Source organism: Streptomyces paludis, assembly GCF_003344965.1.
Lineage (GTDB): Bacteria > Actinomycetota > Actinomycetes > Streptomycetales > Streptomycetaceae > Streptomyces > Streptomyces paludis.
The window spans coordinates 564,310-579,711 of sequence record NZ_CP031194.1; the positions used below are offsets into that span (position 1 = coordinate 564,310).

Below are 15,402 nucleotides of genomic sequence, written 5' to 3' on the forward strand. Positions count from 1 at the left end.
AGGCCCGTGATTCACGAGGTGGACGACGCCCTGCGGACCCTGCTGCGGGCGGAGGTGCTGGAGGGCGCGCAGATCTCCGTGGTGTTCGACGCGCCGACGCGCGACTGGGCGGCCAAGGTGAACGCGCCGACGGTCAATCTGTATCTCTACGACATCCGCGAGGACATCCGGCGGCGCGAGCGCGGGCTGCACAACGAGTACGAAGGAGCCGCGGTCGTGGCCCGCCGCCGCCCGCCGCGCTTCTTCAAGCTGTCCTATCTGATCACCGCCTGGACCAAGCGCCCGGAGGACGAACACCGGCTGCTGTCCTCGCTCCTGATCTGCCTGCTGCGGTACGAGGCGCTGCCGCCGGAGCGGGTGACGGGCACACTGGCGGACATCGGGGCGGCCGTACCGATGTCGATCGCGCTGCCGCCGCCGGAGGACCGCTCCTTCGCGGATGTGTGGAGCGCGCTGGGCGGCGAGTTGAAGCCGTCGCTGGACCTGGTGGTCAGTGTGCCGGTGACGGCGTCGCCGACGTATCCGGCGGGCCCGCCGGTACGGGACGAGGGGCTGCGCGTGGTGTTCGGGGACCACACGCCGGAGGGGCGCGGCGGCGGGGGCGGGCTGCCGGTGTACGGAGGGGGCAGGGGCGGCGGGCCGGGGGAGAAGGAGACCCCGGCCGCACCCGCCGGAAGGCCGGGGCTGTCGGTACGCATCACGGAAACACACGGCACCGATGGCTGAACACACCTCTGCCGACGGCCAGTTGCGGGACCTCCTGGCCGCCGCCGTACGGATCGAGCAGCGCGTCCGCCGGGCGGTGGAGGCGCGGCGGCGGACCGATCCGCAGCCCGACGACGAGTTCCGGGGGCTGTATCTGACACAGGAGACGGTCCGGCGACTGTTGGAGGAGGGCAGACCCTTCCCGGCGCCGGAACCGGAACCGGTCCCGGGCGAGGCTCTTCCGGACATCCCGCTGGCTGAGCTGCGGCGGGAGTTCGGACTGACCGCGCTGGACGTGGAGATCCTGCTGATCGCGCTCGTACCGGATCTGGACGACCGGTTCGAGGCGTTCTACGGCTATCTCAACGACGATGTCACCCGGCGCCGCCCGAGCATCGGCCTGGCGCTCGGCCTGTGCGGTCTGACCCCGGCGGACGCGGCGGCCCGCGCCCGGCTGGGCCCGTACGCGCCGCTGCGGGCGGGCGGGCTGCTGCTGGTGGAGGAGGCGGACCGGCCGTTCCTGAGCCGCGCGCTGCGCGTCCCCGACCGGGTCACGGCGCATCTGCTGGGCGACCGTACGACGGACCCGAGGCTGGCCGATCTGCTGGCGCCGTGGCACCCGGTGGAGGGGGTGGGCGACGCGAAGGCGCTGGCCGGGGCGGTGGATTCCGGCGTACTCCTGGCGTATCTGCGGGAGGACCAGGGGGGCGCGGGCACGGCGCTGGCCGCGACGGCGCTGGCCCTGACGGGCCGGGGTGTGCTGGGTCTGGACCTGGCGCGGCTGGCCGCGGACCCCACGCCGGTGGAGGCGGTGCGGGCGCTCGTACGGGAGGGCAGGCTGACGGGCGCGGGGCTGGTGTGCGCGCCGGTGGACGCGCTGGCCCGCGAACACCCGGCGCTGCTGCGGCTGCTGACGGACAGTCCGCTCCCGACGGTGCTGGTGGGCCGGGTCCCGTGGGACGCCGGGTGGTCGGCGGCGGGCCCGCCGCTGCCGCTGCGGGCGCCCCGGGTGGAACCGGCCGTACGGGCGAGGCTCTGGCGCGAGGCGTACCCGGGCCCGGCGCCGCTCCCGCCGGACCTGGACATCAGCCTGCTGCTCTCCCCCTTCCTGCTGACCCCGGACCAGATCGAGGGCGCGGCCCGGGGGGCGGCCCAGACGGCGGCGCTGTCGGACGGCCCGGTGGCCGCGGCGGATGTCCGCCGGGGCGCCCGCGCGCAGAACGCGGCGGGCCTGGACCGGCTGGCGCGCCGTATCGAACCGTCGGTCGGCTGGTCCGACCTGGTCCTGCCCGCCGATGCCCACGCCCAGCTCCGCGAGCTGACGGCTCGCGCCCGCTACCGCGATCAGGTCCTCGGTACGTGGGGCATGCGCCCGGGCGGCGGCCGGGGCCGGGGCGTCTCGGCGCTGTTCGCGGGCGATTCGGGTACGGGGAAGACGATGTCGGCGGAGGTCATCGCGGCGGACCTGGGGCTGGACCTGTACACCGTCGATCTGGCGACGGTCATCGACAAGTACGTGGGCGAGACGGAGAAAAACCTCGAACGCATCTTCTCCGAGGCGGCCGGGGTCAACGGTGTCCTCCTCTTCGACGAGGCCGACGCCATCTTCGGCAAACGCTCCGACGTCAAGGACGCCCACGACCGCTACGCGAATGTTGAGAGCGCGTATCTGCTCCAGCGCATGGAGTCCTTCGACGGTCTGGCCATCCTCGCCACCAACCTCCGCGCCAACCTGGACGACGCCTTCACCCGCCGGCTGGACCTGGTGATCGACTTCCCGATCCCGGACGCGGACCACCGCCGCCTGCTGTGGGACCGCGCCCTGGGCAGCACCCTCCCCCGGTCCCCCTCCCTGGACCTGGACTTCTGCGCGGACTCCTTCGAACTGGCGGGCGGCAATATCCGCTCGATCGCGATCACGGCCGCGTATCTGTCGGCGGCGTCGGGCACTCCGGTGACGATGCCGACCTTGATCCACGCGATCCAGCGGGAGTACCAGAAGCTGGGCCGGCTGACGCTGGCGTCGGAGTTCGGCGAGTACCTGAGCCTGCTGACGTAGACCCGCGGGCCAGGGCCCGGGCACTACACGGACGGCAGCCGATAGACAGAGACATGCGAGCGCGACTCGGCGGTGAACTCGGACCGGTCCCAGTCGGCATGCCGGGACTCCAGCTCGAATCCGGCGAGCTGCCCCATGAGATCCAGCTCGGCCAGCCAGATATACCGGTGCGGACTGCGGAACAGCCGCGCCTCCCGGCTGCCCGCACCGAACCGGAAGTGGTGCGACACGACCTGCTGCCGCAGCACGTCATACGTATCCAGCCCGATGTAACCGGCCTGCGCCTCCCACACCACGGCCGGCTGCCCGGGCGGCAGCTTCCGCAGCTCAGGAACCCACAGCTCGACGACGAAACGCCCGCCGGGCGCGAGATGACGGGCGGCGTTACGGAAGCAGGCGACCTGCTCGGCCTGGGTGAGGAGGTTGGAGATGGTGTTGTAGACGAGATAGACGAGCTGGAACACCCCGGGGACGCGCGCGGTCGCCATATCCCCCACAACAACCGGAAGCGCCGCCTCGTCCACCTTGGTACGCAGCTGGTCGATCATGGCCGCAGACATCTCCACCCCAGCAACGTCCACCCCACGCCGCACGAGCGGCACGGCGACCCGCCCCGTACCAACAGCGAACTCCAACACCTTCCCTTCCCCGGCAAGTTCAACCAGCCGATCCACAGTGGGCCCCAGCACCTCGTCCGAGAAGACACCGACGCCGGGCGTGTCGTATCGGTCGGCGGTCTCACGGTCCCAGAGTTCGTCCTGTGTCATACGGCACAGGATTCCCGGACGGAGCCCCCATGTCGAAGGCTTTCCCGGGTGCCCCTCTCATGGCCTTGGTGGGGCCTGCACCGACTGATCGAACGCGCCGGCCTCGACCGCGAGGAGAAAGGCGCGCATCTGGGCGTGGGTGTAGCGCAGGGGCGGCCGGTCGGGACTCTTGGAGTCATCGACGGCGAAGCCGCCCGCTATCTTCATGACGCGAACGCAGGCGTCGCCGTTGGGACCGCTCAGGCTGGACGTCACCCACTGGCCGTCGAGCGAGGCGGTGAAGAGGTCTTCTCTCTCCCGATTCACAGTTCCTTCTCGATCCCTTCCAGCAGTTGCACGGATTCCTCCGGGCTACAGGCGGCCGCCGCCAGCTCCACAAACCGACGGCGCATCTGTTCGACCACGCCCTCCTCGTCGGTCACCTCGTCACTGCGCGAGGTCTCACGAACGGTGACGCTGCGGCGGTCCGCCCCCGGAAAGTCGTAGACCTGGAACGGGGCTCCGAGCGTCGCGGCGGCACCGGCCGAGAAGGGGACCACCCGAAGCGTGACATGGGGCCGCTGCACCGCGGCCCGCAGGCTGCCGAGCTGCTCCCGCATGACGTCGCGACCGCCGACGACCACGCGCAGCGCGGCCTCAAGGACGAAAGCGTGGAGCGTGGGCGGGTGTTGCCGTGCCAGCACATGCTGCCGCTTGAGCCTCGCCTCGACGAAGAGACGACGGTGGGCCGCGCTCTCCTCGCGCTGGCCGAACTCGACGAGCGCCTCGATATAGGCCCGGGTCTGAAGCAGTCCGGGCACGTAGTTGCCGGAGTGCACCCACATCGTCTCGGCGACGTCCTCCAGCGCGAAGAACTGCATGCTCGTACCGGGGAAGACCTCCCGGGACTCCGCCGTGTCCCACCACGGCCGCCCGAGAGACTGCCCGGCCCGGACGGAGGCCCTGATATCGGCCTGGGTGGACGCGTCCACCCCGTACACACGGAACATCTTCCTGAGCAGGTCATCGTCCGGCCACCGCTTGCCGGCCTCGACGTAACTGACTTTGCTCTGCGAACACTTGAGCTTCGCCGCAGCCGACTCCTGAGTCCGGAATCCGGCCCCGGTCCGCAGCCGCCGCAGCTCGTCACCGAAAGCCCGGAGGGCGGTAAGAGCGTTGGTGTTGCCGCTCGCTGACACTTCGCTCCCTCGCATCGCGGCCCGAATCCTTGCCCGCAAGCAAGGTTAGCGCGACGACACCCCCTCACCCGCCACGCGAGAGTGAATCCCAAAGCAGCTGCTTGCATAGTGACGTGAGTATGCACAAAGCTCGCTTACACGCACCGCGAACACGAACAACTCCGGCGCGTAGCCCCGACGTCCCGCACGCCTGAGAGGCATGGGTCATGGTCATGGATGAACGTGCATACGTCCTGGCAGTGGAGCGCTACCCCGCCACACCGGCAGCAGTCCCCCAGGCCAGAGCCATAGCGGCCCGCGCCTACGCCCCGTACCCCTGGGTCGACGGGGACACCGTCAAACTCCTGGTGAGCGAGACCGCGACAAACGCCGTCCTGCACCCCGGCAACGGCGGCTTCGACCTGATCTGCCACGCCCCGCGCAACGATTCGATCCAGATCGAAGTACACGACCGAAGCAAGACCCACCCCCAACACCGCACCCCCACCGAGTGGGACCAGCACGGCCGGGGCCTGGAACTCCTGGACCTACTGGCCCCCGGCTGGTCCGTAGCCCCCACCCTCACCGGCAAGGCCCTGATCTTCACGGTGAAGACGGCACAGTCCGCCGGGAGCGGTTCGGGAGCGGCTGAAGACCGGACAGAAGGCCGTACATAACAACGGGTTTTGCCAACAACATCCATTCCACGTAACACACTTGACTCAACATCACCTGATATCACAGCTTCCGGCGAAAGTCCTGGATGCGACATTGCCCGATGCGAATAGCCGTGGCACTCTCGAAAAACTATTCGGCTCGATGGCAGTGAGGTGTTCATGAAACGCACACGACGCCTGATGGTTCACCTGGTGGGCCGGAAGCGAGTCAGCGGACGCTACATCTACTGGTATCACGCTCGATAGCCCGACCCGCTCAGCGGAGAACGCCGATCGCAGGGTCCCTCCCAAGGGATCCTGCGATTCACCGGGGAGGGCTCATGGCACACCGCGAGAAGCGCAGCTGGCCGCCGGGCCCGCGTGGACACTGGCTGAAGGGCAACACCCGCGCGTACGAGGCCGACCGGATCGGCTTCCTGCGCCGCTGCCACCGGGACTACGGTGACGTCTTCTCCTACAACAAGCACACGCTGTTCGTGATCGACCCGGCACTCACCCACGAGGCGCTCATCCGCACCGGTGAAGCGTTTGTGACCGAGCTGGCGCCTTTTGACACGCAGCAGGATTTCGATCTGGCCACCGCACACGCCGCCTCCTGGATGTCGGATCGCCGGGCCGCGTGGCCAGGACTCAACCGGACGGCAGCCGCCGCGACCGACGACCTGACTGTCGCGATCCTCGATACGGTCATCGCCGACGGGGCCGGCCGTGACGTCGACGTGCTCAGCACGATGCGGACACTCACCGCCCGGATGATCTCCGAGTACTGCTTCGGCGCGGACTCCGCCGGCGTCCCCGATCTCCTCCACGAGACCGTCCGCGCCACCCGGCCCCTCGCGGAGTCGTCCCACGAATTCCCCGCATGGCTGCCACTCCCCCGCACCCGGCGCTTCTTCGACACCTCCCGGCGCCTGGCCGAAACACTGACCGGCAAGGTCCAAATGCGCCGCGCAGCCAAGCCCGACTCGCACCGGAACGACCTGCTCGGCTTTCTCCTCGCCGCCGAACCGGCCCCGCCGGTCAACACCGTGGCGTCGACGCTGCACAGCATCCTCATGGGCGGCCACGGAGTCCCCGCCGCCGCCCTCACCTCCCTCGTATGGGAACTCGCCCGCCGCCCCGCACTCGTGGCCGACCTCCGCAGCGAAGCGAACGGTCCGACGGACGGCGGTACCCCGCTGGCCGAGGCCGTGGTCCGTGAGACGCTCCGGCTGTACCCGCCCGTGTGGCTGATGACCCGTACCGCCAGCAGGACAACCACCCTGGGCGACTGGTCGCTCAGCCCCGGTGACGACGTACTGCTCAACCCCTACCTGATCCACCGAGACCCACGATGGTGGCCCCGGCCGGACGAGTTCGACCCCACCCGCTGGCTCAACGGACGCCCCGCCCCCGGCCCGACCTACCTCCCCTTCGGCGCCGGCCCCCGAGTCTGCCTGGGCTCCGCCCTGACCATGCGCCAACTGACACTGACCACATCCCGACTCGCCAGCCTCTTCACCATCGAATCCCCCAACGCCACGTCGGTATCCCTGGAGTTCATCGACCGCCTGGCCCCCACCCACCTCAAAGCCCGCTTCCTACCGACCGGGTAGCGATTGCCCTGGATACTCACCGGAATGGGCAGCCTAAGGGCTGTCCCGTAAATGATCTATGAGTCGCCCGGAACAGATTCGGCCGCTGTGCGGTCGCTGGCCTGTCCGACGAGGGTGAGGTTGTGCAGGCGTGCGATGCCGAGCATGGCGTGGTAAACGCCATCGCCTTTGAGGCGGCAGTTGCGGTGAATCTTCCAGGTCTTCATGCGAGCAAAGACGTGCTCGACTCAGGCGCGGACCTGCTTGTGGGACTTGTTGTGCTCCTGTTTCCAGTCGGGCGGCTCTTTGCCCTTGCCTCGGCGGTGGGGCATGACGAGCCCGGTGCCGGGATAGCCACCGCCGGCAATCGTCGTGGTCGTGCGGACGGCGGCTTTGGTGCCGGATTCCTCCCACGCCTTGCAGTCGTTGCGGTTTCCGGCGAGGGGCCGGCCCACGACGACAACCAAGCGGGTGTCGGCGTCGGTGACGACCTGGTGATTGGTGGAGTACCTGTAGTTCTTGGACTGCTCGGCCACGGTGTGGTCGCGGGTGGGGGCCAGAGTGCCATCCGCAATGAGTACGGTGTGCTTGGCGAGTACGCCGCGACCAGCAGGGCACGGTCCTCCAGCGGAAGCCTCCACTGCCGGCCCTTGCGCACCGGGTCGGTGCCCTCCCGCCGCAGCGCTGTCACGAGCTTCCCGAACTGTTGCGGGCTCAGCCCGGTAGACGGACCTGTCCAGGACGGCTCCGACGCCGTGATCACAGCAGCCACTGCGTGATCATTCCACTGCTTCGGGTTCACCCTGCTCGAACGCGATGCGGCAGCGTTCCACCTGGTCGGCCACCAGCTCCATGAACCATTGCATGATCGCGTAGGGGATGACGTGCTCGTCAGGGCTATAGGTGCGAACGGCCGGCTCCAGATCAGGGTCCTCATCGGGGATGAGTGCCACCAGGAAGGCCGGACCGGGCAGATGGGTCGCCGCGTTGGGCGTCTCAGGCCGCGCGGCTGGCGCAGGCACGGCCTCACTCAGCTCCACAGCCCAGGAATCGTCGGGCAAGGCGTAGTGGAACTGGATGGCGCGTAGTGACGACCTGCATGTTCTCTCAGCTCTGCTGGCATGACGGCAGGCTGCCACAGCACGCGGTCAAAGGCCCGGGGATATCGACCGAGGCCCAGTCTCTGAGAAGAAGCCGCGACTTGCGGGACAGCCCTGAGGAACGTGCCCTATGTGACGAGTAGGGCCAAATCGCCCGTAGCGGCAGATTGTTGTGCCGAGGCCGAGGAGGGCGCGCAATCGCTCACCACCTTCGGCATCCCATTCGTTCGCGGGATTCGATTCCTCTGCGGACGATGCAGACACCGATAAGTTTTCCACAGAGCCATTTATTGAGGCCAGGAACTTCGCATGCTTTGTCTGCGTACAGCTTGCCGGGCTTGTAGTGCCGGCCGTTTTCGGGGGCGTATCTCGTTTGGGCAGTCCATTCCTGTTGGACATGGACATGCCGTCCTGGAAAACCGGGTTTCCCCCGGTCAACGGGCTCGGGCGCCCGCACGTGGGCGGAGTCGAGGCGCGTGGGGAGATGGAGCAGTCTGCACTCGTCGATCCAGTCGATGACAGCCACGTGCAGCCACCAACCCCGCCCAAAAAAGCAACAAGCCAACCCCAACATTAGGACACAACAAATCCACCCGCGTGCGGAAAAAGCCCACCATTGACTCATGCCACTCAATGCAAATACCAAAAAAAGTCCAGGCATCGATCACCCATAAGGGCAGAACCCAAATCCCGGAGGTAGTCGACGTCAATCCAAACTCAACCGGAACAATGTAAATCTAATCAAAATATTCATGAGCCGCGAAGGGGTTCCCTTTCAATAATTCTTGAACAACTTCTATCGATATCACAGGATGAGAGTACTGAGGCGAGTCCGTCAACTTTAGACCAGGACGACAGAGTCTATAACCCTTAGAACTTCTGTAGCAAGAGATCGGAACTCCTTCAGAGTGCAAGCGCAGAGTCAATCTCCACTCCAACTCTCCAGAGACCTCAACACGGCAGCCGTTGCGGCTCATTTCAGGAATCACTTCTCGATACGAATACTCGGATAGTGGATTTCCCGTAACGTCAAATTGGAGCAATGTAGGAAGATTAAGGAGCGGGACCAGGTCTTCGACGAAGTTCCGCGGAAGGGAAAAATTTAGCAGCGACGGCGAGGTGACCCCGAAAATCTCCCTCAATCCACTGTCCTCTACCACCAGCGAACGAAGAACATCAATACCGGAGAATAGACTTGATCTAATTGGGTCGCATCCCACTATGACGAGACGCTGAAGCGCCGAGAAACCGTCCAGGCGGCCAAGATTTTCGGCGTTCCGAATATTCAGACTGGTAACAGACTCTCGCTCTTCCCGGGTTATCGGACTGCCATGACCCACAGCCCGGAACAGCGCCCTTTCCACTGCTGGATCAAGTTCCATTCCCAAGACTCCTCCGAGTGCGAATTCAGAGCAAACTCTTAATATGTGCCTCCGCCAACAAGAAATCGTCGAGCACGCGATAGTACGCATCCTGCTGTGCAGCTATAAGGTCATCGACCGTCAGCGGAGTTTCCCGCTGAGATTCCTCAGTAACTTCACCTTTGACATGGATTGACTTATAGATTGCCCTTATTGGCAAATCTCGCTGTTCAGCAGTGAAGTCGCCAGCATTCCCCCCCTTCCACATCAATTTACCAGCGGTGAGCATTTCTCGCAAATGCGCAAGATACCCAAGCGGTGTTCCGAACTCATTATTTCGGATAAATTCATCAAAATAGTCACGCAAGGGTTTATGCCATTTCTGATCTCTTCCGTTATAGATGGGATTTCCGTCATACGCCATGAACGCCCCCACGTGTGCATCCATGTCATGACTCATCACTTCAGACATATTATCAGTGACTCGCAGCTCCCATATTACGTCCGTAGTGAACGAGCGCAGCTTGTCTTGCAGCTCTATCCAAGCGACGGAATTGTTGGTCGATCCTTGATCGATGGCCGTTTGAACTATCTTGAGCATCTGATTGGTTGGAATCCACTCGTGCTTGCCTTCCGCTTCCCCTCGAAATTCCGCTTTGAGCCATTTCCTGTGCGGATTTTCACCAACGCCTTTCTCACTCCAGAGCCCCTTCAACTCATCCAATGTTAGCCCCTGCGATTTCTTGTCACGCGCCATGTCCTTCAGGAATTCAATTACCCTTCCTCCAGCCGCATGCTTCAGTCTGGGATCCAGCTCTCGCCTCGGAACCGGCAGCGAGGAAAACCTGCCAAACTGATGATCTGTCTGAAAGTTTAGTTCGTCAAGCTTGCTTTTCAGATCTCCTTTTTTTACAGAAGGCTTAGCCCCATCCTTGAGCTTACCCTCTGCACCTTTTCCTATTTTCTCATAGAAAGCCTGGCGCGTTGAATGCGCGGGAGTCGGATTGAGCTCATGAAGAGCATAGCTCTTGAATTTCGGAGAGTCTGCATCTTTATTTTTGCGATTCACGCCACCGTTTTTACTGGAATCGAAATATCCTTTCAGATTTTCGCTTGTTCGCGGTTTGCCGAGTTCATCAATAGCTTCTTCCGCAAACCCGGAAAGGACTTCTTTTTCCTCCCACGCCTGCGTGGGCCCAAGCTGATCAGTCCACCACCTGTCGGCTATTCTTTGAGAAAGTATTTCGCCATACGGGGGAAGGAACCTCGAGATAGCTGGGTCAAATTGAACCACCTCTGCTTCTTCTACCTTTTCAGCAGCACTTGCCCTGGCTAGAATCTCCCACCGATTGACTCCATCAGGTGATGATATCGGCTTGAGGCTGAGTGATTTCAGACCATACGATCGCAGTTGCCTATACACTCGAGAGATGATCGCTTCAAGCTCCGCTTTATTATCCAGAGGTTTTGCGGTCGGTCCTGCCAAAAGCTCCCGAGCCTTTCGCTTGACATTGTAGCTCTTCTTGGTGTTTCCGGTCTCGCCATTCTCGATATACCGATTCTTTCTCTTGCTGGTCTTACTGAAAATCTTTTTGCCGGCCTTGACTATTTTTTCCACCAGTTTGTCTATGGCTCGGTTTACTGGGCGGGATACCTTCTGGAAGGCTTGGCGGACTCGGTTGGATAGGCTGCCTATGCCCAGGAGGGAGGCCAGGAGGCCCAGGAGGAGGGGGATGCTGGTGGCCAGGGCTGTTTCTATGGTTTTGGGGACGCCGGCGGAGGCGCCGTTGGCTATGGCTATGACTGCGTCGAGGCAGGCGTTGACGAAGTCGAAGATTTGGGCGCCCTGGGTGACGATGAAGGTGACCAGGTCGATGATTCCCTTGACCGCGCGGACGAAGGCTGAGGCGGGGGTCAGGAGGGAGAGGATCCAGGTGATGCCTGCTATGAGGACCGTGGGGATGAGGTAGGACTTCAGGTCGTCCAGGATTGTTTTTTTGAGGTCTCCTGTTTCTTCTTTTATTTCGTTTACCGCTCCCGCCGGGCCCTCTCGTGCCAGGGCTCCCGCTACCGGGACCGACTGTTCGACCTTTGCCATCGCCTTTTCCGGGACGCCCTTGCGGGTTACTCGGGCGCGGATGTTGTCCCAGGTCAGGCCCAGGAGGGAGGCGATCAGCTGGATGATGCCCTTGAGGTCGAACTTGGCCGGGATCGCCAGGCCCGTGCTGACCGCTGTGCCCAGCAGCCAGGAGACCAGGCCCTTTTGCAGGTGGTCGGGGATGTTGGCGATGAAGAGGTTCAGGCCGGCGCCCAGGGCTGAGACCAGGTTCTTGAGGAAGCCGATCGGGTCCTTGATGATCTTGGCTATGGCGCTCGCCGCCTTGGCCAGGACTCCCATGAGCATGTTCTTCAGCTCAAGGATCGTCTGGATCACGCCTGCCACCGCGTCCATGACCGCCGCGATGATCCCCTTGTTCTCCTCCTCCAGTTTCTTGATTTCCTCGTCTACCGAGTTCAGTGCCTCCGTGTATTTCTGGGCCAGGTCCTGGACCAGTTGGGTCGACTTGTCGTTGACCTCCGACTCCAGGTCGTCGAACTTTCCCGCGAAGTCCGCCGCCGCTTCCTCGCCGAACCGCTTCAGATCCGCGGGGAGTTTCTCGACCTCGGCCTTCAGTTCGTTCCGGCCGGTCGCGATGCGTGCCTTGGCCCGGCCCAGTTCCTGGCCGATCATGTCGGCGATGGTCGAGATCACCGTCTGCAACTGCTCTACGTACAGCTCACGGGACTGCTTGAAGATGCTCAGGCCCTCCTGCGGAAGGCCCTTGAACTTGTCCTTGATCCAGCGGCCCTTGCCCATGAGGCCCGAATAGCGTTTGTCCTTGTACTCCTTCATCCGGCGCTTGTGATCCGCCGTGAAGTTCTCGCGGGCGCGCTTCTCTCCCGCCGTGAACTGCCGGTCCACCTTGCCGTCCAGGTCGTTCAGGATCTTCTCGACGTCCTTCTGCGTCGTGTCGAAGACCTTCTGGAGCTTGGCCGTGACCTGGGCGCGTTTCTGTTCGTCCGCCGACTTTGTCGCTCCCTTTCCGGAGTCGACGCCCTTGCCCGCCGCGTTACGGTCGGCCGTCATGGCCGCTATGGCCTGGGCGCCGGTCGCGGCGGCGCCCGCCTTGGCCGTGGCCAGGTGTCCGGCTTCGGCGGCGCGGCCCGTGGCCGGGGCCTGGGCGGTGTGCTGTTCGCCCTGTTTCTTCTCCGAGAGGGCCTGGTCGAAGGCGGGTTCGTTGCCCCGGGCCAGCTGGTCCTCGGTGACCTCGGCGTCGGCCATCTCCTGGTCGACCCGCTGGTTGCCCTCGCGGAAGTCCAGCACCGCGTCCGGCTGCCGCGCCGGGACCGCGTCCGCCGCGCTCGGGGCGCCCGGGTTGGCCGGGGGCTGGTCCGGGGTGAGCGGGGTGACCTGCTTCTCCGTGGCCCCCGAGGTGTCCGGCGCGGCGGTGGTGGCGGTCTCGATGGCGTCGGCGGAGGACTCCTTGCCGTCCTGCACCTTGCCGTCGACCGCGTTCTTGATGTTGTCGGCCTTGCCGGAGTCGGCGAACTTGTCCGCGTCATCAAGGTTCTTCGGCGCCTGCGCCTCGATCGCCTCGTTGACCGCCCCGACGAACGCCGCCTTGTTGAACTCGCCCGGCTTCGCGTCGTTCATCTTCTCGGCGTTCGCCGTCTTGCCCTGCGCCTCTCGGTCGTCCGGGGGCGCAACTGCCGCGGACTGGGCCGCCCTCGACTCCGTTGCCGCCGGCTTGTGCTGCTTCAGCGTCTGCTTCTTCGTCGCTACGTCCTGCTGGACCCGCCGGAAACCCGGCGCCTGCGCCGGCGGCGGCTTCACCACCTCCGCGTACCGCTGTGCCACCAGCCTCGACACCGCCGCGTTCCCGGCTCGCGTCTGGAGTCGCTGTACGGTCCTTATGCTCAGGCCCCGGCCCCGTGATGTGGTGGGAGACGCCTTTTGCGGTACGGAATCCGGCGGTACGGAATCCGGCGTCGCGGAGCGGGCGGCGGTGACCGGCGCGCGGTCCGTCGCCACGGAACTCTTCTCCGGAGGCGCCTTCACCCGCGCACCCGGTCACCGGTCCCCGACATGTCAGTCAGCCTGTGGCGGCGGCTCGCCCGCAGGGCAGTGTGCGGGGCGCTGGTCCGGGGCAGTTTTCGTTGCCCTATCGCGCAACCCGCCGCGCATGCCTCTTCGGGCACCCGGCTCGGTACGGCACGGCGGCCGTACGCACGTTCCCGGTGATCTCACCCGCCGCGAGAATCACCCGTGTTCCCCGGTCAAGGAGATATCCGTATGCCGTCCTATCTGTCCCCAGGGGTTTACGTTGAGGAAATCCAGTCCGGCTCCCGGCCGATCGAAGGCGTCGGTACATCCGTCGCCGCCTTTGTCGGATTCACCCAGCGCGGGCCGTTCAACGAGCCCACCCTGATCTCGAACTGGGGGCAGTTCGTCAGCCAGTTCGGCGATTTCGTCGAAGGAACGTATCTCGCTTCGTCCGTCTACGGGTTCTTCGCCAACGGCGGTGGCACCTGCTACGTCATCCGTATCGGCGCGGACGCGGACGCGGTCACAGCCGCGGACGCATCCCCGGTTGCGGAAAATGACGCCGCCACCGGCGCCCGCGGTGCACTCGTTCCCGGGCCCGCCGCCGCGCTCGGGCCGTACCTCGTCCGTACCCTCCCCGGTGTGACGGGTGACATCACCGTCGAGGTGACCGACCCCGAAGCCGAGGACCCGCCGCAGGACGTGTTCACCCTGCTGGTCTCCGAGGGCGGCGAGGTCGTGGAGACGTACGACGCGGTCTCCACCAAGCGCAGCAAGGACAACGTCGTCGCTCAAGTCACGCGCCGTTCCCGGCTGATCGCGATCGAGGAGACCGGGCGCGGCGCCGCGCCCGCCCGGCCGCCGGCGCAGACCCTGACGCTCGAACCCGCCGCCGTCGGCGCGGTTCCCGAGGCCGGGGTCGCCGGGCCGCTCTCCGCCGAGGCGTACGTGGGCGATCCCGACCGGCGCACCGGGCTCGGGGCGCTGGAGGCCATCGACGAGGTCACCATGGTCGCCGTACCGGATCTGATGAGCGCCTACGAACACGGCGCGCTGGACCTGGAGTCAGTGCTGTCGGTGCAGCAGAGCCTCATCAGCCACTGCGAGCTGATGGGCGACCGGATCGCGATCCTGGATCCGCCGCCCGCGCTGAGTCCGCAGCAGATCAGGGGCTGGCGCACGGACACGGCCGGCTTCGACTCCAAGTTCGCGACGCTCTACTACCCGTGGCTCAAGGTCTTCGACCCGGCGGCCGGCCGCAACACCTTCGTACCGCCGAGCGGTCATGTCGCCGGGGTGTGGGCGCGCAATGACGCGACGCGCGGGGTGCACAAGGCGCCGGCGAACGAGGTCGTACGGGGCGCGGTGGCCCTCCAGACCCAGCTGACCAAGAGCGAGCACGACCTCCTCAACCCCATCGGCCTGAACTGCATCCGCGCCTTTCCCGGCCGCGGAATCCGCATTTGGGGTGCCCGGACCCTGGCGGCCGATCCGTCATGGCGGTACCTGAATGTGCGACGGCTCTTCAACTACCTGGAGGAGTCCATTCTGAACGGGACCCAATGGGTGGTCTTCGAGCCGAACGACGACGCGTTGTGGGCCCGCATCCGGCGCACGGTCTCGGCCTTCCTCGTCAACGAGTGGCGCAGGGGCGCGCTGTTCGGACTGACACCGGACGAGGCGTTCTACGTCAAATGCGACCGCGAGACGAATCCACCCGAGACGATCGACGCCGGTCAGGTCGTCTGCGAGATCGGGGTGGCCCCGGTGAAACCGGCCGAGTTCGTGGTGTTCCGGCTGTCGCAGCTGACCGGCGGAATGGGCGCGGTCGACGAGTAGGGAGAGAGGAAAAGGAAGAGGGAGAGGAAAGGGAAAGAGAAAGGGAAACCTTTAACCGTTACGCGCGTATTGGAGGCTC

The 15,402-nt window shown here is 65.2% G+C and carries 10 protein-coding genes and 1 pseudogene; 5 read left to right on the top strand and 6 right to left on the bottom strand.

The window, feature by feature from the left end:
- Positions 1-6 precede the first annotated feature (6 nt).
- A complete protein-coding gene (locus DVK44_RS02385; RefSeq protein WP_114658095.1) occupies positions 7-726 on the top strand; it encodes a DUF4255 domain-containing protein in 720 nt (239 codons plus the stop codon).
- Positions 719-2,764 (top strand): ATP-binding protein, encoded by a 2,046-nt coding sequence (locus DVK44_RS02390; protein ID WP_114658096.1) that lies wholly within the window; start codon positions 719-721, stop codon positions 2,762-2,764. Before DVK44_RS02385 ends, DVK44_RS02390 begins: the two co-directional genes overlap by 8 nt.
- A gap of 23 nt (positions 2,765-2,787) precedes the next feature.
- Here DVK44_RS02390 and DVK44_RS02395 read toward each other — a convergent pair whose 3' ends face one another.
- Genes DVK44_RS02395 through DVK44_RS02405 form a run of 3 tightly spaced genes read right to left on the bottom strand, consistent with a single transcriptional unit; the run spans position 2,788 to position 4,709 of the window.
- Positions 2,788-3,531 (bottom strand): class I SAM-dependent methyltransferase, encoded by a 744-nt coding sequence (locus tag DVK44_RS02395; protein WP_114658097.1) that lies wholly within the window; start codon positions 3,529-3,531, stop codon positions 2,788-2,790.
- A 57-nt stretch (positions 3,532-3,588) separates the two neighbouring features.
- On the bottom strand, positions 3,589-3,837 hold the full coding sequence (locus tag DVK44_RS02400) for a DUF397 domain-containing protein (RefSeq protein ID WP_114658098.1): 249 nt from the start codon (positions 3,835-3,837) through the stop codon (positions 3,589-3,591).
- Positions 3,834-4,709 carry a helix-turn-helix domain-containing protein gene (locus DVK44_RS02405; RefSeq protein ID WP_162793630.1) on the bottom strand — a complete coding sequence of 292 codons (876 nt, stop codon included), beginning with the start codon at positions 4,707-4,709 and terminating at the stop codon, positions 3,834-3,836. Before DVK44_RS02405 ends, DVK44_RS02400 begins: the two co-directional genes overlap by 4 nt.
- 212 nt (positions 4,710-4,921) lie before the next feature.
- On the opposite strand from DVK44_RS02405, the gene DVK44_RS02410 reads away from it, so the two are divergent.
- Complete coding sequence (locus DVK44_RS02410; protein ID WP_181957385.1) at positions 4,922-5,365, top strand: ATP-binding protein; 444 nt, start codon at positions 4,922-4,924, stop codon at positions 5,363-5,365.
- Between the two features lie 320 nt (positions 5,366-5,685).
- Positions 5,686-6,960, top strand: a complete 1,275-nt coding sequence (locus DVK44_RS02415) for a cytochrome P450 (protein ID WP_114658100.1) — start codon at positions 5,686-5,688, stop codon at positions 6,958-6,960.
- A gap of 56 nt (positions 6,961-7,016) precedes the next feature.
- On the opposite strand, the pseudogene DVK44_RS02420 reads toward DVK44_RS02415, so the two are convergent.
- The 3 genes and pseudogenes from DVK44_RS02420 to DVK44_RS36925 all read right to left on the bottom strand — a co-directional run bounded on the left by DVK44_RS02420 (position 7,017) and on the right by DVK44_RS36925 (position 13,472).
- Positions 7,017-7,711, bottom strand: a pseudogene (locus DVK44_RS02420) (transposase).
- Between the two features lie 7 nt (positions 7,712-7,718).
- The gene (locus DVK44_RS02425) at positions 7,719-7,979 is read right to left on the bottom strand and encodes a hypothetical protein (RefSeq protein WP_228446958.1); all 261 of its coding nucleotides are present in this window, start codon (positions 7,977-7,979) and stop codon (positions 7,719-7,721) included.
- A 1,467-nt stretch (positions 7,980-9,446) separates the two neighbouring features.
- Entirely contained in the window at positions 9,447-13,472 is a 4,026-nt protein-coding gene (locus DVK44_RS36925) for a phage tail protein (RefSeq protein WP_228446959.1), read from the bottom strand.
- Between the two features lie 261 nt (positions 13,473-13,733).
- Here DVK44_RS36925 and DVK44_RS02435 point away from each other — a divergent pair, with 261 nt between their 5' ends.
- Positions 13,734-15,323, top strand: coding sequence for a phage tail sheath family protein (locus tag DVK44_RS02435; RefSeq protein ID WP_114658101.1), 1,590 nt, complete (start codon positions 13,734-13,736; stop codon positions 15,321-15,323).
- Positions 15,324-15,402 lie beyond the last annotated feature (79 nt).

Bases quoted from the DNA above. Each gene is read 5' to 3' on its own strand.
- DVK44_RS02390 (WP_114658096.1), top strand. From the start codon at position 719: ATGGCTGAACACACCTCTGCCGACGGCCAGTTGCGGGACCTCCTGGCC.
- DVK44_RS02395 (WP_114658097.1), bottom strand. From the start codon at position 3,531: ATGACACAGGACGAACTCTGGGACCGTGAGACCGCCGACCGATACGAC.
- DVK44_RS02435 (WP_114658101.1), top strand. From the start codon at position 13,734: ATGCCGTCCTATCTGTCCCCAGGGGTTTACGTTGAGGAAATCCAGTCC.
- DVK44_RS02410 (WP_181957385.1), top strand. From the start codon at position 4,922: ATGGATGAACGTGCATACGTCCTGGCAGTGGAGCGCTACCCCGCCACA.
- DVK44_RS02415 (WP_114658100.1), top strand. From the start codon at position 5,686: ATGGCACACCGCGAGAAGCGCAGCTGGCCGCCGGGCCCGCGTGGACAC.